A 26,451-nucleotide genomic window follows, 5' to 3' on the forward strand; every position below is an offset into this window, starting at 1 on the left:
TGAGAGTCAGTTGTCTGCGGCTTGGGGGAGCCTCACGTCGCGGAGCTCGGCGTCGAACAGGGCGATCGCCTTCTTGACGAGCGGGTGCTCGCGCACGGCCTCGCGGGCCTTCTCGAGCGCGATGCGCCGGGCTTCGGCGTCGAGCGCGGCGATCGACATCGGAATCTGCTCGGGCGGTGTCTCGGTGTCGAGCACGAACGTGCAGGCCTCTCCGAGCACCTTGACGGCCGCGCGCGCGAGCACCGGCGCGTGCTCTTCGAGCCCGAGCTGCACCACGGCGAACGAGTCGGTCTCGTAGGCGAGCACGATGCGCTCGGACGTGGCCTCGAGGGGCCCGCCGTGCTCGAGGTACGCCGCGAGGGCCGCGTTCTCTTCACGAATGACCGAGACGAACCCGCGCACCGTCGCGACGAGGGCCGCGTCGGCCCGGACGTGGCGCGCCACGATCGGCGTCTGCGGCTGCGGGACCAGCTCGAGCCCCTGGGCCTCGGTGGGCTCCTCGGCGAAGTCGGCCGGCATGAACGACGAGAAGTCGACGGCCTCGGTGCGGCGGGCCGCCGCCTGCGGCATACGGAGCACGCGCGCCGGAGGTCGCGTGGCGCGCGGCTCGGGCTCTTCTCTCGGGGCCTCACCGGGCCATGGAAACTCCGGGGGCGCGGCCTCGGCGCGGGGCTCGGCGCGGAGGGCGGTCGGGTGAGGCACGACGTTGCCTTCGCGCATGGCTTCGGCGGCGGCGGGGCGAGGCTCGTCGAGCACGGCGCGCGGGCCACGCGGGGCAGGGGACTCGGTGTCGAGCGACGAGGCCGGATCGAACCTCGGCGCCTCGCGACGTGGCTTGGGCGCGCCACCACCACCACCGCCACCACCTCCCGGCGAAGGGGGCGGCGCTCCACCCGAGAGACGGCGCTCGAGCTCGCCGAGGCGCACGAGCAGCTCGTCGATCGGCAGGAGCGCGGCGCGGCGGGTGAGGCGCACGAGCGTGACCTCGAACGCGGCCCTCGGGTACGCGCTCTTGGCGATCTCGTCGAAGCTCCGCGAAAAGCCCTGGTAGAGCCGGACGAGGTCGTCGAGGCTCGCCCCGCGCGCGATCGTGCACACGTCCTCGCGCTCCTCGTCGGACAGGTCGAGCAGGCGCGTCCACGAGGTGTCGTCGGCACCGTCGTTCGTGCGGGCTACCACGAGGTCCCGAAGGTGATGCAGGAAGTCCCGCGCGAAATGCACGAGATCGAAGCCTTGTTCGGCCACGCGGAGCAGCACGTCGAGCGCGTGAGGCGCGTCTCCCGACACGACCGCGCGGGAGAGCTCGTAAAGGACCGCGTGCGACGCGACCCCGAGCACGCGCGTCACCGTCTCTTCGGTGAGCACCGCGTCGCCGTAGGCGAGCACCTGGTCGAGCAGGCTCATCGCGTCGCGCATCGAGCCGGCGGCCTCGCGCGCGAGGATCGAGAGCGCCTTCGGCTCCGCTTGGAGGCCTTCGCGCGAGAGCACGTCGGTGAGGCGCGCGTGCACGATCTGCGTGGGAATGAGCTTGAAATCGTACCGCTGGCAGCGCGAGAGAATCGTTACCGGAACTTTATGGACCTCGGTCGTCGCGAAGATGAACTTCACGTGCGGCGGCGGCTCCTCCAAGGTCTTCAGGAACGCGTTCCACGCCGCGTTCGAGAGCATGTGGACCTCGTCCACGATGTAGATCTTGAAGCGGTCGCGCGCGGGGCGGAAGGCGAGGCCCTCCTGCAGGCGGCGGACCTCGTCGACGCCGTTGTAGCTCGCGGCGTCGATCTCCTGGACGTCCATGTCGACGCCCTTCGCGATCTCTTGGCAGGCGGAGCAGACTTGGCAGGGCGTGGCCGTGGGGCCCTTCGCTTGCCCGTCGGCGCCGAGGCAGTTCAGGCACTTCGCGAGGAGGCGGGCGCTCGTGGTCTTGCCGACGCCGCGGACCCCGGTGAAGAGGAACGCGTGGGCGACCCGGTCTTGGGCGATCGCGTTCGCCAACGTGCGCGCGACGTGACCTTGCCCGACGAGGTCCTCGAACGACTGCGGACGGTACTTGCGCGCGAGGACGAGGTAGCTCACGCCGACCTTTTACCATGCCTCGTACGCGGGCACAGCTCGGATCCCCGGCCGGCTCCCACGAGCCCCGAAACGCGCACGAGGCGCCCCGGGGAGAGGCGCCTCGCGGCTCACGACCGAACGCGGTCGGGTGTCAGGCGTTGGCCTTCTTGATCTCGCTGACGAGGGCCGGAACGGCGCCGAAGAGGTCTTGCACGAGGCCGTAGTCGGCCACCTGGAAGATGGGGGCCTCGGCGTCTTTGTTGATGGCGACGATGGTCTTCGAGCCCTTCATGCCGGCGAGGTGCTGGATGGCGCCCGAGATGCCGATCGCCACGTAGAGCGCCGGAGCGACGACGCGGCCGGTCTGGCCGACCTGGAGCTCGGCCGGGGCATAACCCGCGTCGCACGCCGCGCGGCTCGCGCCGATCGCCGCGCCGAGCTCGTTCGCGAGCGGATCGAGCACCTCCGCGAACTTCTCCTTGAGGGCGCGGCCGCCCGCCACGATGACCTTGGCCTCGCCGAGGTCGGGGCGCTCGCTCTTGGCCGCCTCGATGCCGAGGAAGGTCACCTTCGAGGCCGCCGCGTCGTGCGCGGTCATGGCGACGTCCTCGATGGGGCTCGCGCCTCCCGAGGGCTCGGCCGCCGAAAACTCGCTCTGGCGCACGCTGACGACGCCCTTGGCCGTCGTGAGCTGCACGTTGACGTACGCGTTGCCGGCGTAGACCGGGCGGCGGTAGGTGGCCTTGCCGCCGTCGACCTTGACGCCCGAGATGTCGGGCGCGTAGCCGGCCGAGAGCTTCGCCGCGACGCGCGGGGCGAGGTCCTTGCCGAACGAGCTCGCGGTGATCGACACGATGTCGAAGCCCTGACCGACGGCCGCGACCGTGGGGGCGAGGCGCTCGCAGACCGGGTCCTTGAGCGACGCGTCGTCGCACACGAGGACCTTCGCGGCGCCGAAGGTGGTGACCTCGGCGGCGGCGGCCTTGGCGCCCGCGCCGATGACGAGGATGGAAAACGAGCCGCCCGCCTTCGTCGCTTCGCGCGCGAAGGTGATGGCGGAGTGGGTGGACTTGCGGACCTTGCCGTCGGACATCTCCGCGACGACGAGAATGTTGCTCATGGGGTAGACCTCGAAAACTTGGGTGAAATCTTGTGGTTAGCCACGGCGCTAGGGCGCGGCGGCGCTCAGACGACCTTCGCTTCGGTCTTGAGGCGCGTGACGAGCTCGGCGACGTCCTTCACCTTCACGCCGGCCTTGCGGGCGGGCGGGGGCTCGTAGTCGAGGTACTGGATCTTGAGGGCGGCGTCGCCCGTGAGGTCGGCGAGCTTCACCTCGGCGAGCGGCTTCTTCTTCGCGGCCATGATGGCCATGAGCGCGGCGAAGCGGACACCCTCGGGGTACGCGTGGGTCGCGGGCGTGTGCACACCCTTCACGCTCTTCGGCGCGACGATGCGGAGGTCGACCGAGACGACCGCGGGGAGCTCGACCTTGAGCTTGATGGTGCCGCCGTCGACCTCGCGGCCCACGATGAGGGCCTTGTCGCCTTCGGACTCGATCGTGCCGGCGAACGTGGCCTGGGGCCAGCCGAGGTACTCGGCGAGCTGCTGGGCGACCTGACCGGAGTCGCCGTCGACGGCCTGCTTGCCGCAGAGGACGAGGTCGGGCTTCTCTTTCTCGACGAGGGCCTTGAGGGCCCGCGCGACGACGTCGCCGTCGATGGTCTCGTCGCCGGTGTCGACGCGGATGGCGCGGTCGGCGCCGGTGCCGAGCATGGCGCGGAGGGTGGTCTCGCAGTCCTTCGGGCCGAACGTGACGACCACGACCTCGCCCATGCGGGCCTTCGGGTTCGTGCCGTTCTCGGTCAAGCGGAGGGCCGTCTCGACCGCGTACTCGTCGAACGGGTTCGGCTTCCACTCGAGGCCCGTCGTCACGAGCTTGCCGGCGTTGACCTTCACTTTGTTCGCGTTGTCCGGGTCGGCGACGCGCTTCAGCGGGACGAGAATCTTCACGGTCGGCTCCTTTTTCGTGTGGCTCGCGGGCACCGCCTCGAGGCGTGCGTGCGAATGAATGGCGATTCAGTCAGTAAGGGAACCGAGGCCTCGTGTCAACGGGCCACCCGGTGAAATGGGTGCGCACCGGTCGCCCGCGGGGCGCTCGAATTTTCGCGAGGCGTGCGTCCAACTTCGGGAGGTTCCGAGCTAAGCTCCGCCCGCCATGGCAGAAACGTGCGATTTTTTGGTGATCGGCAGCGGCATCGCCGGCCTCTCGTTCGCCCTCGAGGCCTCCGAGGTGGGTGACGTCGTGCTCGTGACCAAGCGCGCGGCCTCCGACTCGAACACGCAGTGGGCTCAAGGCGGCATCGCGGCCGTGCTCGGGGAGGGCGACACCTTCGAGGCGCACATCCGCGACACGCTGGTCGCCGGCGCGGGCCTCTCGCACGAGCGTGTGGTCGAGATCTGCGTCAAAGAGGGCCCCGACCGCATCCGCATGCTCGACGCCGTGGGCGCGCGCTTCGACCACGCGCACGACGCGACCGACAAGGACGACGCGAAGGCGGGCGAGGGGCACGCCGACTACGATCTCCACCTCGAAGGAGGCCACTCGGCCCGCCGCATCGCGCACGCCGGCGACATGACCGGGCGCGAGATCGAGCGGGCTCTCCTCGAGGCGGTGCGGGCGAAGCCGAACGTCCGCATCCTCGAGGAGCACATGGCCGTCGACCTCATCACGCTCGCCAAATTCGGCGGGCCCGAGGTGTGCGCCGGCGCCTACGTGCTCGACGTCGCGGCCGGCAAGGTGAGCACCGTGCTCGGGCGCGCGACGGTGCTCGCGTCGGGCGGGGCCGGCAAGGTGTACCTCTATACGACGAACCCCGACGTCGCGACCGGCGATGGTGTGGCCATGGCGTACCGGGCCGGCGCCGAGGTCGCCAACATGGAATTTTACCAGTTCCACCCGACCGCGCTCTACAACCCGGCCGCCAAGAGCTTCCTCATCAGCGAGGCGCTGCGCGGGGAGGGCGCCATCTTGCGCCGGCTCGACGGCACGCCCTTCATGGCGGAGTACGACGCCCGCAAGGAGCTCGCCCCGCGCGACATCGTCGCCCGCGCGATCGACCACGAGATGAAGCGCTCGGGCGCCGACCACGTGTGGCTCGACATCACGCACCTCGAGGCCGAGGTGGTGCGCGAGCGCTTCCCGGGCATCCACGCCGAGTGCCTGCGGTTCGGCATCGACATCACGAAGGACAAAATCCCGGTCGTCCCCGCGGCGCACTACATGTGCGGTGGTGTCTCGACGGACCTCGAGGGCCGCACGACCATCCCGGGGCTCTGGGCCATCGGCGAGTGCGCGCACACCGGGCTCCACGGGGCGAACCGCCTCGCGTCGAACTCGCTGCTCGAGGGGGTCGTGTTCGCGCACAGGGCCGCGCGCGCCCTCCGCGACGAGGCGACGCGCGACAAGAAGCCGTTCCCGACCGTGCCCGACTGGGACGTGGGCCGCGCCGCCCCGAGCGACGAGGCCGTCATCGTCAGCCAGAGCTGGGACGAGCTCCGACGGCTCATGTGGAACTACGTCGGTATCGTGCGCAACGACAAGCGCCTCCGCCGCGCCGCGCGCCGCATCGCCCTGCTCCAAGAAGAGATCGCCGAGTACTACTGGGAGCACTTCGTCACGCGCGACTTGCTCGAGCTCCGGAACATCGCCACGGTCGCCGAGCTCGTCGTCGCGTGCGCCCAGGCCCGCAAAGAGAGCCGCGGCCTCCACTTCACGACCGACTACCCCGAGCTCGACACGAAGCTCGTGCGCACGGTCGTCAAGCGTGGGGTCCCGGCCCATCCGGTCCCCCTCGCGGCGGGCACGTGACATGTCCGACGACGACGACGACGACAAGTCGAGCCGGGGGCTCTCCTACCTCGGCGCTCTCGGGTGGACGTTCGCCCTCTCGGGGCTGACCGAGCTCGTGGCCCTCGTGGGGTCGGCGCTACGCCCCGGCGGTGGCATCGACACGGGCACGATCGCCTTCGCGATCACGGCCGCCACCCTCGGGGTCGTCCTCGGGATGGCGCGCGTGCACGCGCCCGACGACCCCCTCTCGGACCTCTTCGGGGCCAAGCCCACGGCGCCGATTCTCCTCGTCCTTTCGGTGATTTGTGGGGTGTCGATCGTCTTCGCGGTGAGCGAGATCGACGCGACCATCGCGGACAAGCTCCCACTCGACGAGGAGACACGTGCGTTCTTCGCGACGGACACGCTCTCCCAGAAGGTGAGGCTCTCGGCGCTGGCGATCGCCGTCGCCGTGTCGCAAGAGGTGTTCTTTCGCGGCGCCCTCTTCGGCCTGCTCGAGCGCGACAAGCCCCGAAGCATGGTGGTCTTCGTCACGACCGTGCTCGCCGTGTTTCCGCCGAGCTCGCACCAGCTCGTGTCGGGCTTCTTGCTCGCCGCGATCGCGGGGCACCTCCGCGGTCTGTCACGATCGCTCTGGCCGGCCCTCGGCCTTCGCCTGGGCTTCGCGGGCGTGCTCGTGTGGGCCACGCTCACCGGGCACGAAGACCTCAAGGTGCCGCGGCTCACCCAGGGCCTCGCGGCGCTGGCCGCTGTCGTGTGCCTCGCTGTCTTCGTGGTCGTCTCGCGTGGCATCACGCGCAGCCGGCTCCGCTGACGTCGCCTCGGGGCACACGCCGAAGAGTCCCAGGGAGAACCGTCCTGGCGGAGAACCGTCCGGCGGAGAACCGTCCGACGTTGGCGGAGAACCGTCCTGGCGGAGAACCGTCCGACGTTGACGCCAAGTCCGCGAAAGTTGGAGAACCGTCCGACGTTGACGCCAAGTCCGCGAAAGTTGGTTCAACGGTGGCGGGGAGAACCGTCCGACGTTGGAACGGTGGCGGGGAGAACCGTCCGACGTTGGCGCCAAGTCCGCGAAAGCTGGTTCAACGGCGCGACGCGCACGTGGCCAGGCGACAGGGAGAACTGTCCGACGTTGGCCCCAAGTCCGCGAAAGTCGATTCGGCGGTGCGACGCATACGTGGCCAGGCCACCCCGAAAAGTGGCCCGGGCCAGGTCCAACGGCGTTCTCTATCAATGATTTCAACTGCTTCGCATTGGCGCGAGGACTGCAAGGGGGGACGCCATGTCTACCCCTCGACGCATCGCCCCCGGCACCACCTACCTCGTCACGCGCAGGACCACGCGCCGCCACTTCCTCATGAACCCCGACAAGCGGCGCGTCTTGCTCGCAGTCTACTGGTACGCCACCGCCCTGCTCGCGGCCGATTTGGCATCGAGATCCACGCGGTTCAGGTCCTCTCGAATCACATGCACGAGGTGCTCACCGACACCCGCGGCGAGCTCCCAAAATTTCTGTCTCAGCGAAATCGCCTCATGGCGAACGCGATCAAGGTGCTGCGCGGATGGCCGGAGGAGGTCTTCTCGCGCGAAGGTGCCAGCGTCGTAGCGCTCTACGGCGACGACGCCGTGCTGCAGAAGATCGGCTACACCCTCTCGAACGCGGTGGCCGCGGGCCTTGTCGCGCGGCCGGAGGATTGGCCCGGTGTGACGCTCGCCGCGACCGACATCGGCACGCGGACCATCCGCGTCGAGCGGCCCGCGGTGTACTTCGACGCGGAAAACAAGCGGTGGCCGGCGTCGGCGGAGATCGCGATCACGGTGCCGCGCTCGCTCGAAGCGAACGCGGGGCACGAGGGCGCGCGTGCACGAATCGTAGCGGCGGTGGAAGCGGCGGTCGACGAGGCGCGGCGCATCGCACGCAAGGCGGGAAAGTTCGTGCGCTCGCTGGAGTGGATTTTCGCGGTGCCGCACACGACGCGCGCATCGTCGTTCGAGAAAGACGGGGCGCGGAACCCGTCGTTCGCGGCGGGCGGAAACGTGGAAATGGCGACCATGGCGGCGAAGGTGCGGGCCGCGTTCTTGGGGGCGTATCGCGAGGCGTTTCGCGCGCTACGGAGCGGTGTGCGAGACGTGTTCTTTCCGTTGGGGACGTGGCGCTTGGCTCAAGAGGTCGGGGTCAATGTATTTTCAACGACTTAGCGCCAACGTCGGTTGGATCTCCCGACGACGGGATCTCCCGACGTCGGTTGGATCTCCCGACGTCGGTTGGATCTCCCGACGTCGGTTGGATCTCCCGTCGTTGGTTAGATCTCCCGTTCCGCCGCCGTATCGTCGGTGGGATCTCCCGCCGTCGGAGCTCCCGCCGCGCTCGCTCGAAGCGAACGCGGGGCACGAGGGCGCGCGCGCACGAATCGTAGCGGCGATGGAATCGGCGGTCGACGAGGCGCGGCGCATCGCGCGCAGGGCGGGAAGTTCGTGCGCTCGATGGAGTGGATTTTCGCGGTGCCGCACACGACGCGTGCGCGCTGTCGCGGTCCTTCGGGGTGCGCGTCGTTCGAGAAGGACGGGGCGCGGAACCCGTCGTTCGCCGCGGGCGGCAACGTGGAGATGGCGACGATGACGGCGAAGGTGCGGGCCGCGTTCTTGGGGGCGTGTCGCGAGGCGCTTCGCGCGCTACGGAGCGGTGTGCGGGACGTGTTCTTTCCGCTGGGGACGTGGCGATAAGCTCGCGAGGTCGGCGTCGATGTGTTTTCAACGACTTGGCGCCAACGTCGGTCGGATCTCCCCGCACAACGACTTAGCGCCAACGTCGGTCGGATCTCCCCGCACACAACGACTTAGCGCCAACGTCGGTCGGATCTCCCCGCATATCTCCCCACCGCTGGGGACGTGGCGACAAGCCCGCGAGGTCGGCGTCGATGTGTTTTCAACGACTTAGCGCCAACGTCGGTCGGATCTCACCCCGCGGATCTCACCCCTCGGGGAGATCGCACCCCCTCGGGGAGATCGCGGTCACGGTGCCACGCTCGCACGAGGCGAACGTCGGTCGGATCTCGCCTCGGCGCGAGGGTCGAACCCGACGCGCCTCCGCCCTAACCGACTACTCTTTCCAGAAGAATTTCCAGGGGTTGTGCTTGAGATCGCGGACCATCTCCTGCACGTCGTCGTAAATGGCCTCGTCCATGACCAGCGAGCCCACGGTGCCCTCGCCCTTCTTGATGTGCGTGACGATCGCCTGCGCGTCGGCGGCCGTCGCGTTCGCGCGCGTCGCGAGCTGAGCGACCTCGTCGAGGGTCTTCTTGAGCTTCGCCTGCTCCTCGGGGCTGCCGACCGTGGCCGACACGCGGTTGATGTTGGCCATCGCCTCTTTCGCGTCCTTGAGGAGGGGGCCCGAGTCGCGCTGGAGGTCCTGCGAGATGCGATCGATGTTGTCGATCGTGCGCATGATCTTCGGGTTGTCGACGTAGCGCACCTTCACGTCGTGGGTGAGCTGGTTCGCCTCGGCCGAGAGGGCCTCGAGGTTCGCGACGGTACGGTTGATGCGCTCGCGGTTGTCCGTGAGCACGCCGTTCAGGTTCTTGAGGAGGCCGGCCGTGTTGGTCGCGATGTCGCTGATGAGCTCCCGGTTGTTCCGGATGCCGTTCATCGTCGTGTCGAGCAGCTCGTAGGCCTTGGCGAGGAAGAGGTCGAGACGCGGCGGGTCGATGCCCTTCACGATCGCGTTCTCTTGAATGACCGGCTTCTGCGGGCTGCCAGGCTCGACGGCCATGAACTGCTCGCCGAGCACACCCTGGGTCGTCACGTAGAAGTCGGCGTCCTCGTGGATGGCCTCTTGCACGCGCTTCTCGATGGCGACCTTCGCGCGGACCAGCGTGCGGCGGTTCGTCTTCGGATCGACCTGGCCGCCCATGAACTTGAGCTCTTCGACCTTCCCGACCTTCACGCCAGCGACGCGCACCGGCGCGCCGGCCTGCATTCCGCCGGGGTTATCGAAGTCGACGTAGATCGTGTAGGTCTTCTCGAACGACAGCCCGCCCATGATGAGGACGAAGGCCGACAAGATGGCCAACGACACCAGGATGAGGATGCCGACCTTGACCTCGATGGAGCGCTCTTTTGCCATGGGCGCCTAAGGTTATAGAGCAAGCGCCGCGGCCCGTGGGCCTGGTCTTCGCGGGAAAATGCAGGCATGACGCGCTGCGCTACCTTCGTCAGAGGAGCGACGGCACCCGCCGCATCACGTAGAGGTACCGGTCCTCGGCGTCGCGTGCGCTCGCGCCGTAGAGCACGCGCATGTCGTGGTCGGTGTAGACCTCGTGGAGCACGCCGCCACGGAAAAAGGCCCTCACGACCCACGCGGGCGTGATGCTCGGCACGTCCCCGAGGTCGCCCCGCTCGGCGAGCGCAGGCAGGTCGGCGAAGGTGCGCCCTTCAGGGAGGCCGCCGCGCAGACCTCGGAAGCTCGTGAAGCGGACGCGGAGCACGTCGTCCGCCCCTGGCTCGGGGGCGTACTCGCCGCGGAGGAGGGCGATCCGCGCGATCGCGCCACTCCGGCCATCGACGAGCGGGGTGACGTTGTAGAGCACGCCGCCTTCGAGCACGACCTGGTAGATCTCGTTGGCCCGCAGCGCCGGGTCGAAGCCGCGCTCGCCGCCGTGGTAGTCCATCGGGCCGAACACCTGCCGCCAGGCCCCCACGAGGAGCTCCTTTCGTGCGCCGAGCGGCATCTCGGGCGAGGCCTCGAGCAAGCGCGCGAGCACCACGGAGAGCTCGGTCTGGTGGATGGCTCCCGGATCGTCTCGGCCGCCGAACCGCGCGGCCAGTGACAGAAGGTCCGTTTTGGCGAGCGCGGCCGAGCGAGCGTCGGGGGCGCGTCGAGGAGAGCGCGCAGGTCGAGGGCCGTCGGACGACGAGGCAAACATCGCGAAGGGGAGGGAAGGGGCGCGTAGGTTCATCGGCGAAGGGAAAGCCGAGCCCACGGCCCGCGCTTGCCCAAGACACTCCGCGCCAAGCTCGGCCTTGGATGCACACCGGCCACACTCTTTTTTGAAGACAGCCTCAAGTCCTCGAAACTACGAGAAAATCGGGCCGCTCACATCTCCATCGGGCCTTCGGCGTGCCCTCGGATGAACTGGTGCACGACGCCGTCCTCGCAGGCCTGAAAGTCGGCCTGAGAGCCGAGCATGCGGACGTGGCCTTTGTAGAGCATCACGATCCGGTTCGCGATCGAGAAGATGGAGACGAGGTCGTGGCTGACGACGATGCTCGTCACTCCGAGAGTGTCGGACAGCTCGTAAATGAGCTTGTCGACGCGGCGCGCGCTCACCGGGTCGAGCGACGTCGTGGGCTCGTCGAAGAGCACGTAGCGCGGGTCGAGCGTGAGGGCGCGGGCGATCGCGACGCGCTTGCGCATGCCGTCGCCGAGCTCCGACGGGTACTTGTCGGCGAAGTCTTGCATGTGAACCTGATGAAGGAGCCGCTTGCCCTCGGAGAGGGCCTCCTTCTGGTTCATGTTCTTGTGCTTCCGCAGCGGCAGGGCGAGGTTCTCGACGCACGTCATGCTGTCGAACAGCGTCGAGTGCTGGAACACCATCGCGCACTTCTTGCGAACGGGGCCCATCTTCTCTTCGTCGAACTTGGAGATCTCTTCGCCGTCGAGCCAGATCTCGCCCGAGTCCGGGTAGAGGAGGCCCACGAGGTGCTTGATGAGCACGCTCTTGCCGACGCCCGAGGCGCCGATGATGAAGAAGACCTCGCCCTCCCGCACGTCGAACGAGACGCCGTTCAAGACCGTCTTCGGGCCGAACGACTTCTTGATGTTCATGAACTGGATGCCGCTCTTCTGCGGCACGACGGGCGGGAACGTTCGTACGGGCTGCTGCATGGTCACCCCGGGAAGATGATGAAGCCCGCGGCGGAGATGAAGAAGTTCAGCATGATGATCGCGAGCGACGTGTTCACGACCGCGCGGGTCGTGGCCCAGCCGACGCCCTCGGAGCCGCCGAAGGTCGAGAGGCCGCAGTAGCCGCTCACGACCGGGATCGCCGCGCCGTACGCGATGCACTTGGCGATGCCGATCGAAAGATCTCCGAAGTCGACCAGGCTCGCGTTGAAGAAGGTCCGGAAGGGGACGTCGAAGGCGACGAACGCGGTGACCGCGCCCGAGCAGAACGCCACCGTGCCCGACCACACGATGAGCGTGATCGTCATGACCATGCTCGCCTTGAAGCGGGGCACGATGAGAAAGTCGATGGGATCGGCCGCGCACATGCGGAGCGCGTCGATCTGCTCGGTGACGACCATGCTCCCGATCTCGGCCGCGATGCCCGCGCCGACGCGCGTCGCGAGCATGAGGGCGCCGATCGAGGCCGCGAGATCACGCACCAGCAGCTCGAGGTAGGTGGCGCCCAGCAGGGTGAAATCGGGCACTACGCGCCGCGCCTGGAGCCCCGACTGGTACACGAGGATCATGCCGATGAAGCCCATCGTGCACGTCAGGAAGAACACGGATTTGTTGCCGATTTCGTACATCTGCTGCGCGGTCACGCCCGGCTCTTTTTTGCCGCGTGCCGTGTAGTAGAGCGTGCGTACGAACACCGAGTACATGTCGCGGGCGCCGAGGTAGAGGTCGATGCCGGCCGCGCCGAGCGTCGCCAAGAAGCCCTCCGGCGGACGCTCGTCCTCGGGGGTCGTCTCCTCCTCGTGCCTGTCGCTCGTTCCTGCCGCCATGATCGCCTTCAGCCGAGGAGGAAGCTCACGACGTAGTCGAGGAGGAAGATGCCCGCGGCGCTCGCGACCACCGTGGCGTTGACGCTGCGGCCGACGCCCGGCGCCCCGCCCGTGGTGGCGACGCCGAAGTGGCAGCTCGAGAGGCCGATGACGAAGCCGAAGACGACGCTCTTGAAGAGGCCGTTCGCCACGTCGCCGAAGCCGAGGAGGCCCGCGGTGAGCCCGTTGTAGAAGGTGCGCGGCTCGACCGCGAGGAGGCCCTTGCCCGTGTACGCCGCGCCGAAGAGGGCGAGCGAGTCGGCGAAGAGGGTCATCATGAAGAGCGTCAGCACGATCGAGACGAAGCGCGGCGCGATGAGGAACGCGATGGGATCGATCGCGAGCACGCGGAGGGCGTCGAACTGCTCGGTGACGACCATGGTGCCGAGCTCGGCGGTGTTGTTCGCCCCGACGCGGCCCGAGATCATGAGCGCCGTGAGCAGCGGGGCGATCTCGCGCAGCGTGCCGAAGCCCGCGCCCCACCCGACGAGCCCCTCGGCGCCGTAGCGCTTCACGATGGGGGCCGCCTGGACGACCATGATGGCGCCCGTGAAGAGCGCCGTCACCACCACGATGGGCAGCGACTTGACGGCCATCTTGTAGAGGTTCTTCCAGAGCTCGGAGCCGTCCACGCGGCCCGTGAGCACACGCGAGCCGACCTTCGCGAGGAGGATGCCCATGCCCCCGACCGTGGACGCGATCGAGAAGAAGGCCGTCCCCATCGCGTGGAGGGCGCCCTCGTTCGGCTCGTTCGCGTCGGCTCCTTGCGCCATGCGTGCGACGCTACCACGGCCCAGGCGCGGCGAAACGGGGGAATCTTGGGGCGCGGGCCCGCCGTCACCCGTTCGGCGTCAGGGGGCCCCGCCGTCCGGGGCGAGGAAAAACTCGAGCGTCCCGAAGAGGAGCCCGTGGGTGACGACGACCGCCAACGCGGCGCCGAGACCGAGACCGAGCCCCTTCAGCGAGCGACGCGTCAGGACGAAGTGCATCACGAGGGCGAAGATGCTCAGAAAAACCAGGGCGATCGTGCGTGTCGTCGGCGGCCACGCCCGGGCGAGCTGCTCCGGCGTGAGGCGCTTCTCGTCGCGGAGGACGATGAAGAAGACGGCCCACGTCGTGAACGCGAACGACAGGACGAGCTCCAGCACCTCGGGCACCGTCCTGGTGTAGCATGAGTCGGGAAAGCGAGGCGAACGTGGGTGTGGGCTCGCACATCGGGACGAAGGGGCCATGATCGGCGCGGGGGCGCGCCTCGGCCTCTCGGCGCTCGACGTCGTGCGGACCTTCGGCCTCCGCGTGCTCGGTCGGGCCGCCGCCCCGATCTACGCGACGTCGCGTGCCCGCCTCGTGACGTTTGCGCTGATGGGCCTCGTGACGTCGTTCGTGCTCGCCGTGGTCGCGCCGGCGTGGTCCATCGCGGTGGGCACGCTCGGGCTCGGCGTGCTCCACGTGATCTCCGACGTGCGGTACCTCGTCGTGCGGCGCGGGCTCGCGCGGCGCGCCTCGGTCTACGTCGCGGTCGCGGCGGCCACGTTGGCCACGGCCCTCGGGTACGGGCTCCGCGGCGCGCTCGCCGGTGCGCTGCTCGCGGTCCCCTTCGCGCGGGCGAGCCTCGGGAGGCGCCTCGGCGTCCTCGGCGTGGGGGCCGCGCTCGTCGCGGTCGCGTACGTCACGCGGTCGCGCGTCGACTACGTGTACCTGCACGGGCACAACGTCGTGGGGCTCGTCGTGCTCGCGCTGCTCGCGCGGGGGCAGGGCAGGGGCCGCGAGGGCATGGCGCTCCTCGCGCTCTACCTCGGGCTCTCGGCGCTTTTGATCCTGCCTTCCGCGACGTGGCTCGTCGTCTCGGCGGGGGGCATCGCGCGCGCGCCCGCGGCCCTCCCGTTCGGCGATCTCGTGATGCAGCTCGCGCCCCCCGAGCTCTATGGCGTGGGCCTCGGGCTCGTGCCGTTCTTCGCGTTCGCGCAGTCGTTCCACTACGTCGTGTGGCTCCGCCTCGTGCCCGAGGTCGATCGCGACGTGCCTCGCCCACGGAGCTTCCGGCAGTCGGGCCGCGCGCTCTTCCGCGACCTCGGCCCGTGGGTGCTCGCGGCGTTCGCCGTGGGGGCGCTGGTCTTCGTCGTGTGGGGCTTCGTCGACGTGGTGTCGGCGCGCCTCGCGTACCTGCGCTCGGCCCTCTTCCACGGGTACGTCGAGCTCGTCGTGCTCGCGCTCTACGCCTGCGAAGGAAGGGAAATGGGCGAGGCCGCGCGCGTGGACGGGTGAGCTCCCTCAGAGCGGGCCTTCGGTGAGGCCGTGGACGAACTGCTTCACGCGGGGCTCTTGGCTCTCCTGCGCCTCCTTCGTCGTGCCGTCGAAGATGAGGTCGCCCTTGTACATCATGCCCACGCGGTCGGTGACCGTGAGCAGGCGGTCGAGGTCCGACGAGACCATGATCACCGTCGCGTTGCGCGCGCGCTGCTCCTCGCGCAAAAGCTCGAAGATCTTCTGCGACGTGACCGGATCGAGGCCCGCGGCGGGCTCGTCGTAGAGCACGATGGGCGCGTTCGTGATGGTGGCCCGCGCGACGCCGACGCGCTTCTTTTGGCCGCCCGAGAGGCCCCCGGGCATGCGCGTCCCGAACCCCGCGAGCGCCACGCACGAGAGCCGCTCCTCGACGCGCGAGCGGACCTCTTCTTCGGGGAGGGCGTAGAGCCGGCGCAGCGGGAACGCGATGTTCTCGTTCACCGTGAGGTGGTCGAAGAGGGCGTTGTTCTGGAAGAGCATCCCGAACTTGAGGCGGAGGGCCTGGAGCTCCAGGTCGGGCAACGTGGTCACGTCTTTTCCGTCGACGACGATGCTCCCCGACTCGGGCTTCACGAGCCCCGTGATGAGCTTGAGCAGCACGCTCTTGCCGGCCGCGCCCGGGCCGATGAGCCCGTAGAGGCACCCCTCGGGGACCTCCAGGCTCAAGTTGCGCACGACGTGGGCGTGCGCGCCGGTCGCCGTGCGAAAGGTCTTGTTGACGTTCCGGATCGAGATCACGAGCGGGCCTCCCTCGCCTTGGCGAGCCGAAGAGTCAAGGCGATCGTCGCCACGGAGAGGAGCCCGACGAGCGACGCCAGCACCGCGAGCACGAGGCGCAAGGTGCCCGCCGAGCCCGCCGCGACGCCGAACGGGCCGACGTGCGCGAGGCCTGCGGCTTGGGCCGGGGCGCGCGCGGCGCGAGGCACTAGCACCACGGTGACGTCCTCGGGCGCGAGCCCCGAGACCGCCGCGGCGACGACCCTCTTCACGTCGGCCTCGGCGACGGGGGGCGCCGCGGTCGAGTAGGAGAGGAGCACGCTGGCGGAGCCGCGCTCCTTTTTCTCGCGGAGCGGCGCGTCGCCGGGCAGGACGAGGTGCGTTCGCGCGACGACGACCCCGTCGAGCCGCATGAACGTGCGATCGAGCTCCCCGGCGAGGCCGACGGCGAGGCCCGCGCGCTCGGACTCGATCGTCGGCACGAGCTGGTTTTTGCCCACGGCCTCGAGCACGCCCACCGTCTTCGGGTGGGGGAGGCCCTCGTCGGCCATCGCGACGAGGGCGCGGCTCGCCTCCCCGGAGGGCACGACCACGCGGAAGGTGCCCCCGCCCTCGGCCTCGCGCTTCGCGTCGACGCCCGCGCGAGCGAGGGTCGCCACGGCACGGTTCGCGTCCGGCTCGTCCAACCCCGCCGCGACCTCCTGCGTGCACGCGACGAGCGCCGTGGCCACGAGCGCGAGCGCGGCCGTGGCCCAGGAGGCGCGGAGACCCGGGCGGGGCGCGTGGGGCACTCGGTGGGCGGGCACGGCGGGCATCCTATCCGAGTCATGCCCCCGGCCGCGCGTGGGTTTTCTCGTCCCGGAGCGCCCGAGGCCCGGTCCGCGCCGCCCCTCGAGGCAAAATTTCAGCGAAAAACCCGGTCGCGACCGGGTGCCGACCCAAAAATCTCGCCCGGAAGCCGGTCGCGACCGGGTCGGTGCCGAAAAATCTGCGTGACGACCCGGTCGCGACCGGGTCTCGGGGCAAAAATCTCCCCGCGGAGGCGGTCGGGACCGGGTTCGGGGCCCGTTGACGGGCGAAAGAGGCGGTCGGGACCGGGTCTCGGGCCCGTGGACGGGCCGAGGAGGCGGCCCTTACCGGCTTTGGGCCGGGGCGGTGCGAGCTTCGCCCGGTTTCGTGGTGTTCGGCCCCGAGCGTGCAGAGGTTGCTCGCCGAGCACGCTTTTCAGCTATCCTCCACGTGTGAGTGACGCTGCCACCCAGATGGACGCGAACGCTCCGTCGTCGTCGTCCGACCCTTGGGCTCCCAGGGAGGGGGAGGTCGTCGGGGGGCGGTACCGCGTGATGCGCGTGATCGGGCGCGGTGGCATGGGCGCGGTGGTCGCGGCCGAGCACGTCACCCTCGGCGAAGCGATCGCCATCAAGTTCCTCCACCCGAAGCTCGCCCGCGACTCGGCCAGCGTCGAGCGCTTCTTGCGCGAGGCGAAGGCGGCGACGCGCATCAAGAGCGAGCACGTCGTGCGCGTGCTCGACGTGGGGCAGACCGAGGCGGGGATCCCGTTCATCGTGATGGAGCTTTTGCGCGGCGCCGACCTCGGCCAGGTGCTCGGGCGCGGGCCGCTCGGTGTGACCGACGCGATCGACTTCCTGCTTCAAGCCGGCGAGGCGCTCGCCGAGGCGCACGCGGCCGGGATCGTGCACAGGGACCTCAAGCCCTCGAACCTCTGGCTCTCGGCGCGCCCCGACGGGAGCCCGCTCGTGAAGGTGCTCGACTTCGGCATCTCGAAGCTCTCGGCGCACGCGCCGGGAGATCCGAAGCTCACCGAGACGCAGTCGACGTTCGGCTCACCGACGTACATGTCGCCCGAGCAGATCCGCAGCGCCAAGAAGGTCGATCACCGCACCGACGTGTGGGCCCTCGGCGTCGTGCTGCACGAGCTCCTCACCGGCAAGCTCCCGTTCGAGGCCGACACGGTCTCGGGGGTCTTGGCGGCGGTCTCGGCGGACCCTCCCGTCCCGCTGCGCGCGCTTCGCCCGGACGCACCGCCGGAGGTGGAGGCCGCCATCCTCGCGTGCCTCCAGAAAGACCTGTCGCGCCGATGCGGCTCGGTCGCCGAGCTCGCGGCGCTGCTCGCGCCGTTCGCGTCCCAGCACGGGAAGATATCGGCCGATCGCATCTCGCGCATCGGGGGGCCGAGCCTGAGCCTCCTCCCGCCCGCGGCCTCGAGCGGGAGCTTCTCGGTCGGCGGAGTGACACAAGGCACGTTCTCGACCGCCGCACCCCGGCCGGCGGCCCGCAAGTCTCCGCTCTTCGGGGTCGCGCTCGGCATGGGCTTGGCGCTCGTCCTCGTCGCGCTCTTCTTCGGAGCTCGGTCGCTGCTCGTCCACCCGTCGGGGCCCGTCGCGGGGTCGCCCACGGGCTCTCCGTCGGCTTCGGCGCCTTTCGGGGCGGCCGTGCCGCAGGGGACGGTCGCCGCCCCGTCTACCTCCGTGGCCCTCGTCGTGGCCCCGACCGCGCCGGCCCCGACCGGAACCGTGGCTTCCGCCCCGCCCTCCGCAACGGCTAAGCTCGGCAAAGTGCGCCCGACCCCGCAGACGCCCCCCACCGCGCCCGCCCCATCTCAGGCCACGGCCCCGCCGGCCCCGCCGCCCTCCGCGCCGGTGCCGCCGGTGACCCCGACGCCTGCCTCCACGATCGCTACGGATCGCCGTTGACTCCCTCGCGCCTCTCCCTCGTGCTCGCCGCCTCGCTCGCGGTCTCCGCCGTCTCGTCGCAGGCTCGCGCCGACGGCCCGTCGGCCGCCCAGGACGCCCAAGCCGAAGACCTCTTCCAGCGCGCCAAGGCGCTCATGGCCCAGTCGCGCTACCGCGAGGCGTGCCCGCTCCTCGCGGAGAGCTACAGGCTCGCCGGGGGCGGTGGCACCTTGCAGAACCTCGCCGTGTGCCACGAAGAAGAGGGCAAGGTGGCCTTCGCGTACAACCGCTTCGTCGAGCTCCGCGCGTTGTCCCTCAAGGCGAACCGGCAAGACCGCGTCAAGCTCGCCGAAGAGCACCTCGCGAAGCTGAAAGACCGCCTGTCGCGACTGGAGATCCACTTCGTCGGGGGCAAGGCCCCGGGCACCCTCGTGTACATCGACGGTGACGCCTACGGCGAGACGAGCCTCTCGGCCGGGGTCCTCGTGAACACCGGGACGCGGACCGTGCGCATCGAGGCGCCCGGCAAGAAGCCCCTCGAGCTGAAGAAGAGAATCGAGGACGAGGGCAAGACCGATCGGCTCGAGGTGCCGAAGCTCGAGGACCTGCCGGTCGCGAAGGCCCCTCCGCCCGGGCCCGCCGCGGGGCCCTCCCTCGAGGAGCTCGACCGCGTCGCGGGTCAGCGTGCGCTACGCACGACCGGGTTCGTCATCGGAGGCCTCGGCATCGCGACGGGCATCGCCGGGGGCGTCTTCGGCGTGCTCGCCATCACGAAAAACCAAGCCGCGGCGGACGTTTGCGCCGACACGGGCGACCCCGCGAAGGTGAACGCGGGGCCGTTCGACGACGACACGAAAACCATCCGCGCCGGCGGAGGATGTTTCGCGCCGAAGCAGAGCTCCACCAACCCCGACCTCGTCAAGGCGAACGGCCTCCGTGACGACGCGCGCACCTTCGCGAACGTGGCCAACGTGCTCGTCCCGGTGGGCGTCGTGGCGCTCGGCGTCGGGGCGTACTTGGTCATCCGCGGCAGCCAGACGGCCGAGCCGCCGAAGAAGCCGGAGCGCGCGAGCGTGCCTCGCGGTGCGCCCGTTCGCGCGAGCCTCACGCCGTCGTTCGGTGGCCTCCAGCTCCAGGGAGAGTTCCAATGAGGTGGGGTCTGCGCTTCGGCGTCGTGGCCGCGGGGATCGCCGGCGGTCTGCTCGCCTGCCAAGTGTTGGTGGGCATCGAGGACGATCCCGGCGTCGAGAGGTTCCCTCCGCAGCCCGAGGCCGCCACGGTCGACGCGTCGCCGGACGTCGATCCGTGCCCTCACGCGGGTCCACCTGGAGAGCCCGACTCGGGCGCATCGAGCCCTGAGTCCAAGGTCGTCCTCGCGGTTCGAAAGGTTCGCCTCGGCGGCTTCCCCGACCTGCCTCAGGCGTTCGACTTCGACAAGACGTGCAGCTGCGAGAACCGAGACCAGCGGCTCCCGAACCAGCCGCAGACGAGCTGCAAACAAGAAGGCGACCCCTGCGCCCCCGGAAACCCCACCGACGATCCCCAGGGCCGCGATCTCGGGGCCGTCAATGCGTTCCGAGGGGCGTCTTTCGTGCTCGGGCAGCTCGAGCAGACCACCGTCAACCCGTACTTCGAGCTCGGGCGCGCCGGTGCTCTCCTCCGCATCGAGGGTTACAACGAGACACCGAACGATCGACGCGTCGTCGTGACCGTGCTGCCTTCGCGTGGGATCCAAGAGCCCGCGAACGGAGGGCCGATTCGGTCGGTCGAGACGGCCTGCGCGACGCTCGAGCCCGACCCGAGCGGCCGTCCTCGCTGGTCGTCCACGCTCGATGCCGGGCCGGATGCGGCGCTCGACCGGTGGTACAGCTCGGGCTCGGGCGAAGCGACGGGGAGCGTGGGCTACGTCACCGACGGTCAGGTGATCGTCAATGGCGCGAAGACCGCCTACGAGATCCCGTTCGGCGGGTTCTCGTTGCGCCAGACGAACTCGATCTTCGTCGCCAATATCCGGCGTGGCGCGAACGGTCGGTGGACGCTCCGCGGGAACATCGTCGGGCTCGTGTCGGCGGCGAAGCTCCTCGAGGTGATAGGTCAGCTCCCGGTCAACGGGGGGCTCCTCTGCGAGGGCGGGGCCGGGGTCGCAGTTGCCGATTTCGTCTGCCGGGCTCGCGATCTCCTCGAGTCGAGCGACGACCCTACCAAGCCCTGCGACGCCGTTGCCCTCGCGATCGGCGTCGAAGCCGAGGAAGCGGCCATCGGTGACGGCGCGCTGTGCCAGGTCGAGGCGGGCATCGATCCGTCGTGTGCGTTGCGGTGCGACAAGTAGCGTCGCGACCCGATCGCGCCCGCCCACCTGGGTCGCGCTGGTCAGCTTACGGACCATGCCGCGTGAGCCACTCGTGATTCCCACGCGTTGCGCGCGCCGGATCGGATAAGCTTCCATCATCGTGGCTCCCCCCGTCACTAGGCCCAACGCAGCGCCCGCGGACGACGCGTGGCTTCCGCGCGCGGGCACGGTGATCTCGGGCAAGTACGCGGTCGAGCGCCTCATCGGAAAGGGCGGCATGGCGGCGGTCGTCGCCGCGCGACAGACGGTGCTCGGCGAGCACGTCGCGATCAAGATCCTGCACCCGAAGCTCGCGAGCGACGCCGAGGGCACCGAGCGCTTCTTCCGCGAAGCACGCGCGACCGCGCGGATCCGCAGCGAGCACGTCGTCCGTGTCCTCGACGTGGGGCAGAGCGAGGTGGGCCTCCCGTACATCGTGATGGAGCTCCTCCGCGGCGCGGATCTCGGCCGTGTGCTCGAGTCGGGCCCGCTCCACGTGACGTCGGCCGTCGACTACGTGCTCCAGGCCTGCGAGGCCCTCGCCGAGGCCCACGCGCTCGGGATCGTGCACCGCGATCTCAAGCCGTCGAACCTTTGGCTCTCGCAGCGCTCCGACGGCACGCCCCTCGTGAAGGTGCTCGACTTCGGCATCTCGAAGCTCGCGGCCGAGTCCGAGCTCGCCGATCCGAAGCTCACCGAGACCCAGTCGATCTTCGGCTCTCCCATGTACATGTCGCCCGAGCAGATCCGCTCGGCGAAGCGGGTCGATCACCGCACCGACGTGTGGGCCATCGGCGTCGTGCTGTACGAGCTCCTCACGGGCGAGCTCCCGTTCGAGGCCGACACCGCCGCGAGCGCGCTCGCGAGCATCACGGCCGATCCGCCGCGCCCGCTACGGGGGTACAGGCCCGAGGTGCCGCAAGAGCTCGAGGCCGCGATCTTCCATTGCCTCGCGAAGGACGTGAACCGAAGGTGCCAGTCGCTCGGTGAGCTCGGGACGCTGCTCGCGCCGTTCGCGAGCCCCATCGGGAAGCTCTCCGCCGATCGCCTCTCGCGCATCGGGCAGCCGCACGCGAACCTCGTCCCGCTCGGCGCCGTGTCGAGCGGTCGCCTCCCGTACGATCCACGTCCGACCGAGACCGCCTTCACGGCGCGCGGTGGGGCCACGCCGGGGCGCGCGACGTCGCCGGCCCTCGCGATCGGCATCGGCGCTTCGATCGCGTTGTTCATGGTGGCGCTCGTGCTGCTCGGGATGCGCCTCGGATCGTCGGGGCCGAAGGCGTCGTCGGGGGCAGGCCCGTCGGCCGCGAGCGCGGTGGTGCCGCCGGGGCCAAACGAGGGGAAGAGCGCGGCCGCGTTGGCCCCACCGGTCCCCTCGGTCCAAGCGTCCACGGCGCCCACCGAACCTCCCGCGGTCGTCGACACGGACGTTCCGCCATCGCCGTCCGCGTCGTCGTCGTCGCGCCCCAAGGTCGTCGTCAAGCCGGCGCACGGGTACAGCCATGGACGCCGCTGAGTCGGCCCTCACGGGCGGCGAGCACGGCCGAGGGGCACGCTCGGGCCCGAGGACCTCGCGCGCCGTGTGGGCCCTCGTCCTCGCGGCGGGGCTCGCCGTCGCCCCTGGCGTCGCCCACGCCGAAGGTCCGAGCGCCTCCGACGAGGCCAAGGCCGACGCCCTCTTCCAGCGCGCCAACGAGCGCGTCGCGAAGCGCGACTTCGCCGCCGCGTGCCCGCTCTTCGAAGAGGCGTACCACCTCGCAGGCGGCGGTGGCACAGCTCAGAACCTCGCGACATGTTTGGAAGATTTGGGAAAGCTCGCGGCCGCCTACCACGCGTTCGCCGAGCTCAAGCGGGTCTCGCTCCCCGCCGGCCGAGCCGCCCGCGTGAAGCTCGCCGAGGAGCGCATGGCCAAGCTCGAGGCGCGCGTCCCGCGGGTGCGCGTTCGGCTCGCCGCCGAGCTCCGGTCGCCCGAGACCCTCGTCACGGTCGACGGCGACACGTACGGCGAGAAGGCGATCGAGGCCGGCGTCCCGGTCGACGTCGGCGCCCACGTCGTCAAGGTCATGGTGCCGGGGCGCGCGCCCCTCGAGGCGAGCGTGACCCTCCAGCGCGAAGGTCAAATCGAGACCGTCGAGCTCCCTCGCGTGGCGGCCGGTCAGGCAAAGGCCTCGGGCGCCCCCGCCTCGCCCGACGACGCCGAGTCCTCCCGCGCCGCCGTACGCACGGCGGGGCTCGTCGTGGGCGGGGTAGGGGCGGTGAGCCTCGTCGTGGGCGGGGTCTTCGGCGTGCTCACGGCGACGACGGCCGCCGCGGCGCGTGCGGCCTGCCGCGACTCGACCGAGGGGCTCACGCTCAGCAACAAGGGCCCGACCGACGACCCTCGGCTCATGTTCGACGCCTCGGGGCGCTGCTACACGTCGACGCCCGATCGCCCGAACCCCTACTACGAGGACTCGCAGCGCCTCACCCAAAACGCCCGTGGTTACGGCACGATCGCGACCATCATGGTCCCGGTGGGCATCGCGGGAGTCGTCGCGGGGGTCTACATGATCCTCACGACCCGCACCGATCGCGCCGAGCCCAAGACCGCGCGTGCGGCGCGCCTCGTCCCGACGCCCTTCGGAGTGACCCTCGCCGGAGAGTTCCAGTGAAGCGTCACGTCGCTCTTTTGCTCGTCGGGCTCGTGGGCGCGCTCGCGGCATGCCAGGTGCTCGTCGGCGTGTCCGACGAAGAGGGCGCACCTCGCCCCACCGGGACCGGCACCACCCCTGCCGCCGATCTCTGTCCGCACACGGCGCCTCCGCCGCCCCCCGCGGGCGCTCAAGACGGCCCCGACCAAGCGCCCGTGTGGTTCGCGTTGACCACGCTCGAGGGCCTTCCGCGCCCCGACGGGCGCCCCGTCGGCTTCGACCTCGACCAACGCTGCACGGGCTTTCCGGCCCCCACCGCGTTCGATGGGGGGGCCCTCTGCGCCTCGTCGTTCGTCGACGATACCGGAGGGGTCGACAACGCCGCCGCGCGCCTCTTCGGTGCGCTGCCCGGTGGGTACGGCAAGGCGCTCTTCGACGGCTTTCGCACGCAAGCGCGGGCCACACGAACGCTCCTCGTCTACCTCGCGCGGTACAACGGCCAGCCGAACGACCCGTCGGTGGTCGCGCGGCTCGTCGCGTCCGAAGGGCTCCAATCGACCTCCTGCGACGGCGGCGCCCCTCCCGGGGACGGCGGCGCGCTGCTCGAGGGGTGCGACACGTGGGGCTTCCCCCAGGGCACCCTCACGCCGTTCGACGGGGGCGCCACTCCGGCGATCCTCCACGAGGGGTACGTGTCGGAGGGGCGCCTCGTTCTCGGCACCAAGGCCGCGCTCGAGCTCGAGGTGGAGGTCGCGCGGGGCACGTTTCCGCTGCCGCTCTCGGGCGCCGTCCTCGAGGCGCGCATCTCCGAGAAAGCCGGCCCCCAAGGGGCGACGCTGCGCACGCTCACGGGCACCATCGCCGGGCGCGTGTCGGTCTCGGCGCTGCTCTCGGCGTTCGCGCGCCAACCTGCGCTCTGCACGGCCCCCGAGCTCGAGGCCTACAAGCGCGCCGTGTGCGCCTACCGCGACATGCCCGGAAGCCTCTCGGACGACCCGCTCCGCGCTTGCACCCACGTGTCGGTCGGCCTCGCGTTCTCCTCCGTCCAAGCGCGCCTCGGCGCCGCCGTCCCTCCGCCGCAAGCGCCCGCGCCCTGCGCCCTCCCGATCCCGTCCTGCGAGTGACAAACCGTAAACCCTATTGACCATCTCCTCGACTTCGATCCGCGGGGTCGACGAACAGTAGCCACACCCTCCGAAGTGGCGTAGACGAATGGCCCGTTGCCCTTCGTGTCGTCCTCCCTCGGCCGAGTGGCGCAGATGCACGACCTTCCGTTCTCTCGACCATGACCGAAGCCGCCTCCGACACGACCGAAGCAACGGGCGCCACCCCGGAACCCACCCCTCGGGACGAAGCGCCCGCGCCGGAGCCCACGGGGCCCGTCGCTCCCACAGAGGCGCGCCTCGTCGCGCCCGCGTTCACGGCGAAACGCATCGCGACCGTCGAGTCGACGCGCCCGTCACGCGCGTTCCTGCTCGTCGTCGCCACGGTGTCGCTCGTCGCCGACGTCGCGTCGAAGCTCTGGGCCGAGAAGGCGCTCGACGGCTACCCGGGGTTCGTGTCGGTCGTGGACGACCACCTCATGTTCATCCTCGCGAAGAACAAGGGCGGCGCGTGGGGCCTACTCCAGGGCCAAAACGAGAACGTGCGTCGTCCGTTCTTCTTGCTCGTCTCGGTCGCGGCCATCGCGTTCATCATGACGCTCTATCGCCGCCTCACGCCGCGGCAGCACGCGCTCCGCTGGGGCCTCCCGCTCGTCCTCGGCGGGGCCCTCGGGAACGTGTTCGACCGCGTTCGGTACGGGCACGTGATCGACTTCATCGACTACCGCGCCGAGTGGGTGCGCTCGATGAACGCGTTCGTCGCCAAGTACGTGCAGGGGCACTACGTCACCGACCACTGGCCCACGTTCAACATCGCCGACGTCGCCATCTGCGTGGGGGTCGGGCTCATGGCCGTCGACATGTTCACGTCGCGACGCGGCCTCTCCGACACCGTCCACACCGTCGCCGCGCCGGTCGCTCCGCCGCCCGCCGACGTGAAGGCCGAAGAAGCACCTTCGGAGGAGGCCCCGAAGGCCGAAGAAGCGCCCTCGGAGGAGGCCTCGAAGGCCGATCCCGAGACGTCCGAGGCGCCCGCCGCGGCCGATGAGGAGTCGAAGGAGAGCGCTTGAGGCCCGAGCTCTTTCGGCTCTTCGACATCGGCTTCCCCTCGTATTTCGTCTTGTTGCTCTCGGGCTTCGTGTTCGCCACGGCCCTCGGCGTGCTGTGGGCGCGGCGCATCGGTCAGAACCCCGACGTCATCGTCGACCTCTCGCTCGCGATGCTGCTCGCCGGGGTCGTAGGCTCGCGCCTGCTCCACGTCGTCGCGGACGGATACTTTATGGATTACGTGCACTTATGCACCGATCCGTCCAAGGTCGCGTGGCCCCTCGAGCGGGCCGAATGTGTGTCCGCGCGCTACCAAGGCGTCTGGGACGAGGCGGCCCGCGTGTGCCACCCGTCGCAGAGCGACTGCTTCGCGTGGGCGAAGTTCTGGGCCGGCGGCCTCACGTACTACGGGGGCTTCCTCGGGGCCACCGTCGCGGCCGTGTTCCTCCTCCGTCGTGACAAGTTCCCGTTCTGGAAGGCCGCCGACATGGCAGGCTTCGCGATCCCGATGGGCCTCGCGTTCGGGCGAATGGGCTGCCTGCTCGCCGGCTGCTGCTTCGGGTCGCGGTGCGATCTGCCCTTCGCGCTCTCGTTCCCGCCGAAGAGCCCCGCGAGCGAGGCCCAGGCCAAGCTCGGGGATCTGCCGTCGCCTCACGCCTTCAGCCTGCCCGTGCACCCGACGCAGGTCTACGAGAGCGCCTTCTCCCTCGCCATCGCCGCGTTCTGCCTCTACGTGGTGCTCCCTCGCAAGCGCTACGACGGTCAGGTCTTCGCCGCGTTCATGGTGCTCTACCCGGTCGCGCGATTCCTCGTCGAAATCCTGCGCCGCGACGCGCGCGGGGGAGCGCTCGGCCTCTCGACATCGCAGCTCATCGGGCTCGCGTTCGTGCTCGCGGCTGCCGTGATCCACGCGGTCCGTCGCCCGCGGCCCGTCGGCCCCGTCGCTCCCTGAGCCGCCCGCGGGCGTCCTCGGACG

At 70.1% G+C, this 26,451-nt stretch carries 24 protein-coding genes; 13 read left to right on the forward strand and 11 right to left on the reverse strand.

Translation table 11 applies throughout. The features are described 5' to 3' along the window. Positions 1-6: 6 nt before the first annotated feature. From dnaX to IPK71_20505, 3 genes are all read right to left on the reverse strand, one after another. A complete protein-coding gene (gene dnaX, locus IPK71_20495; GenBank protein ID MBK8216116.1) occupies positions 7-2,073 on the reverse strand; it encodes a DNA polymerase III subunit gamma/tau in 2,067 nt (688 codons plus the stop codon). Between the two features lie 130 nt (positions 2,074-2,203). Then, positions 2,204-3,172 carry an electron transfer flavoprotein subunit alpha/FixB family protein gene (locus IPK71_20500; GenBank protein ID MBK8216117.1) on the reverse strand — a complete coding sequence of 323 codons (969 nt, stop codon included), beginning with the start codon at positions 3,170-3,172 and terminating at the stop codon, positions 2,204-2,206. A 65-nt stretch (positions 3,173-3,237) separates the two neighbouring features. Further along, positions 3,238-4,062, reverse strand: a complete 825-nt coding sequence (locus IPK71_20505) for an electron transfer flavoprotein subunit beta/FixA family protein (GenBank protein ID MBK8216118.1) — start codon at positions 4,060-4,062, stop codon at positions 3,238-3,240. Between the two features lie 205 nt (positions 4,063-4,267). Here IPK71_20505 and nadB point away from each other — a divergent pair, with 205 nt between their 5' ends. From nadB to IPK71_20525, 4 genes are all read left to right on the forward strand, one after another. Further along, positions 4,268-5,920 (forward strand): L-aspartate oxidase, encoded by a 1,653-nt coding sequence (nadB, locus tag IPK71_20510; GenBank protein MBK8216119.1) that lies wholly within the window; start codon positions 4,268-4,270, stop codon positions 5,918-5,920. 1 nt (position 5,921) lies between these two features. Then, positions 5,922-6,716, forward strand: a complete 795-nt coding sequence (locus IPK71_20515; GenBank protein ID MBK8216120.1) for a CPBP family intramembrane metalloprotease — start codon at positions 5,922-5,924, stop codon at positions 6,714-6,716. A 287-nt stretch (positions 6,717-7,003) separates the two neighbouring features. Beyond that, entirely contained in the window at positions 7,004-8,101 is a 1,098-nt protein-coding gene (locus IPK71_20520) for a hypothetical protein (GenBank protein ID MBK8216121.1), read from the forward strand. A gap of 285 nt (positions 8,102-8,386) precedes the next feature. Then, entirely contained in the window at positions 8,387-8,626 is a 240-nt protein-coding gene (locus tag IPK71_20525) for a hypothetical protein (GenBank protein MBK8216122.1), read from the forward strand. Positions 8,627-9,002: 376 nt separating this feature from the next. Here IPK71_20525 and IPK71_20530 read toward each other — a convergent pair whose 3' ends face one another. The 6 genes from IPK71_20530 to IPK71_20555 all read right to left on the reverse strand — a co-directional run bounded on the left by IPK71_20530 (position 9,003) and on the right by IPK71_20555 (position 13,827). Then, the gene (locus IPK71_20530) at positions 9,003-10,025 is read right to left on the reverse strand and encodes an MCE family protein (GenBank protein ID MBK8216123.1); all 1,023 of its coding nucleotides are present in this window, start codon (positions 10,023-10,025) and stop codon (positions 9,003-9,005) included. An 88-nt stretch (positions 10,026-10,113) separates the two neighbouring features. Then, a complete protein-coding gene (locus IPK71_20535) occupies positions 10,114-10,857 on the reverse strand; it encodes a hypothetical protein (GenBank protein MBK8216124.1) in 744 nt (247 codons plus the stop codon). A 137-nt stretch (positions 10,858-10,994) separates the two neighbouring features. Next, positions 10,995-11,726 (reverse strand): ATP-binding cassette domain-containing protein, encoded by a 732-nt coding sequence (locus tag IPK71_20540; GenBank protein MBK8216125.1) that lies wholly within the window; start codon positions 11,724-11,726, stop codon positions 10,995-10,997. Between the two features lie 62 nt (positions 11,727-11,788). Next, positions 11,789-12,631, reverse strand: coding sequence for an ABC transporter permease (locus IPK71_20545; GenBank protein MBK8216126.1), 843 nt, complete (start codon positions 12,629-12,631; stop codon positions 11,789-11,791). An 8-nt stretch (positions 12,632-12,639) separates the two neighbouring features. Continuing rightward, positions 12,640-13,443 (reverse strand): ABC transporter permease, encoded by an 804-nt coding sequence (locus IPK71_20550; GenBank protein ID MBK8216127.1) that lies wholly within the window; start codon positions 13,441-13,443, stop codon positions 12,640-12,642. 78 nt (positions 13,444-13,521) lie between these two features. After that, positions 13,522-13,827 (reverse strand): hypothetical protein, encoded by a 306-nt coding sequence (locus tag IPK71_20555; protein ID MBK8216128.1) that lies wholly within the window; start codon positions 13,825-13,827, stop codon positions 13,522-13,524. Positions 13,828-13,900: 73 nt separating this feature from the next. Here IPK71_20555 and IPK71_20560 point away from each other — a divergent pair, with 73 nt between their 5' ends. Next, positions 13,901-14,935, forward strand: coding sequence for a hypothetical protein (locus tag IPK71_20560; protein MBK8216129.1), 1,035 nt, complete (start codon positions 13,901-13,903; stop codon positions 14,933-14,935). A 6-nt stretch (positions 14,936-14,941) separates the two neighbouring features. Here IPK71_20560 and IPK71_20565 read toward each other — a convergent pair whose 3' ends face one another. Then, positions 14,942-15,685, reverse strand: a complete 744-nt coding sequence (locus IPK71_20565; protein ID MBK8216130.1) for an ATP-binding cassette domain-containing protein — start codon at positions 15,683-15,685, stop codon at positions 14,942-14,944. A gap of 5 nt (positions 15,686-15,690) precedes the next feature. Continuing rightward, positions 15,691-16,479, reverse strand: coding sequence for a hypothetical protein (locus IPK71_20570; protein MBK8216131.1), 789 nt, complete (start codon positions 16,477-16,479; stop codon positions 15,691-15,693). A 435-nt stretch (positions 16,480-16,914) separates the two neighbouring features. On the opposite strand from IPK71_20570, the gene IPK71_20575 reads away from it, so the two are divergent. The 8 genes from IPK71_20575 to IPK71_20610 all read left to right on the forward strand — a co-directional run bounded on the left by IPK71_20575 (position 16,915) and on the right by IPK71_20610 (position 26,427). Then, a complete protein-coding gene (locus IPK71_20575; GenBank protein MBK8216132.1) occupies positions 16,915-18,387 on the forward strand; it encodes a serine/threonine protein kinase in 1,473 nt (490 codons plus the stop codon). Beyond that, positions 18,384-19,517, forward strand: a complete 1,134-nt coding sequence (locus IPK71_20580; GenBank protein MBK8216133.1) for a hypothetical protein — start codon at positions 18,384-18,386, stop codon at positions 19,515-19,517. The genes IPK71_20575 and IPK71_20580 overlap by 4 nt, the downstream gene beginning before the upstream one ends. After that, complete coding sequence (locus IPK71_20585; GenBank protein ID MBK8216134.1) at positions 19,514-20,695, forward strand: hypothetical protein; 1,182 nt, start codon at positions 19,514-19,516, stop codon at positions 20,693-20,695. The genes IPK71_20580 and IPK71_20585 overlap by 4 nt, the downstream gene beginning before the upstream one ends. A gap of 121 nt (positions 20,696-20,816) precedes the next feature. Continuing rightward, positions 20,817-22,211, forward strand: a complete 1,395-nt coding sequence (locus tag IPK71_20590) for a serine/threonine protein kinase (GenBank protein MBK8216135.1) — start codon at positions 20,817-20,819, stop codon at positions 22,209-22,211. Then, positions 22,198-23,346 carry a hypothetical protein gene (locus IPK71_20595; protein ID MBK8216136.1) on the forward strand — a complete coding sequence of 383 codons (1,149 nt, stop codon included), beginning with the start codon at positions 22,198-22,200 and terminating at the stop codon, positions 23,344-23,346. Before IPK71_20590 ends, IPK71_20595 begins: the two co-directional genes overlap by 14 nt. Next, positions 23,343-24,449 carry a hypothetical protein gene (locus IPK71_20600; GenBank protein MBK8216137.1) on the forward strand — a complete coding sequence of 369 codons (1,107 nt, stop codon included), beginning with the start codon at positions 23,343-23,345 and terminating at the stop codon, positions 24,447-24,449. Before IPK71_20595 ends, IPK71_20600 begins: the two co-directional genes overlap by 4 nt. Before the next feature lie 161 nt (positions 24,450-24,610). Next, entirely contained in the window at positions 24,611-25,498 is an 888-nt protein-coding gene (lspA, locus tag IPK71_20605) for a signal peptidase II (protein MBK8216138.1), read from the forward strand. Next, positions 25,495-26,427, forward strand: a complete 933-nt coding sequence (locus tag IPK71_20610) for a prolipoprotein diacylglyceryl transferase (GenBank protein ID MBK8216139.1) — start codon at positions 25,495-25,497, stop codon at positions 26,425-26,427. Before lspA ends, IPK71_20610 begins: the two co-directional genes overlap by 4 nt. Positions 26,428-26,451: the final 24 nt, after the last annotated feature.

Source organism: Myxococcales bacterium (genome assembly GCA_016712525.1).
GTDB lineage: Bacteria > Myxococcota_A > Polyangia > Polyangiales > Polyangiaceae > JAAFHV01.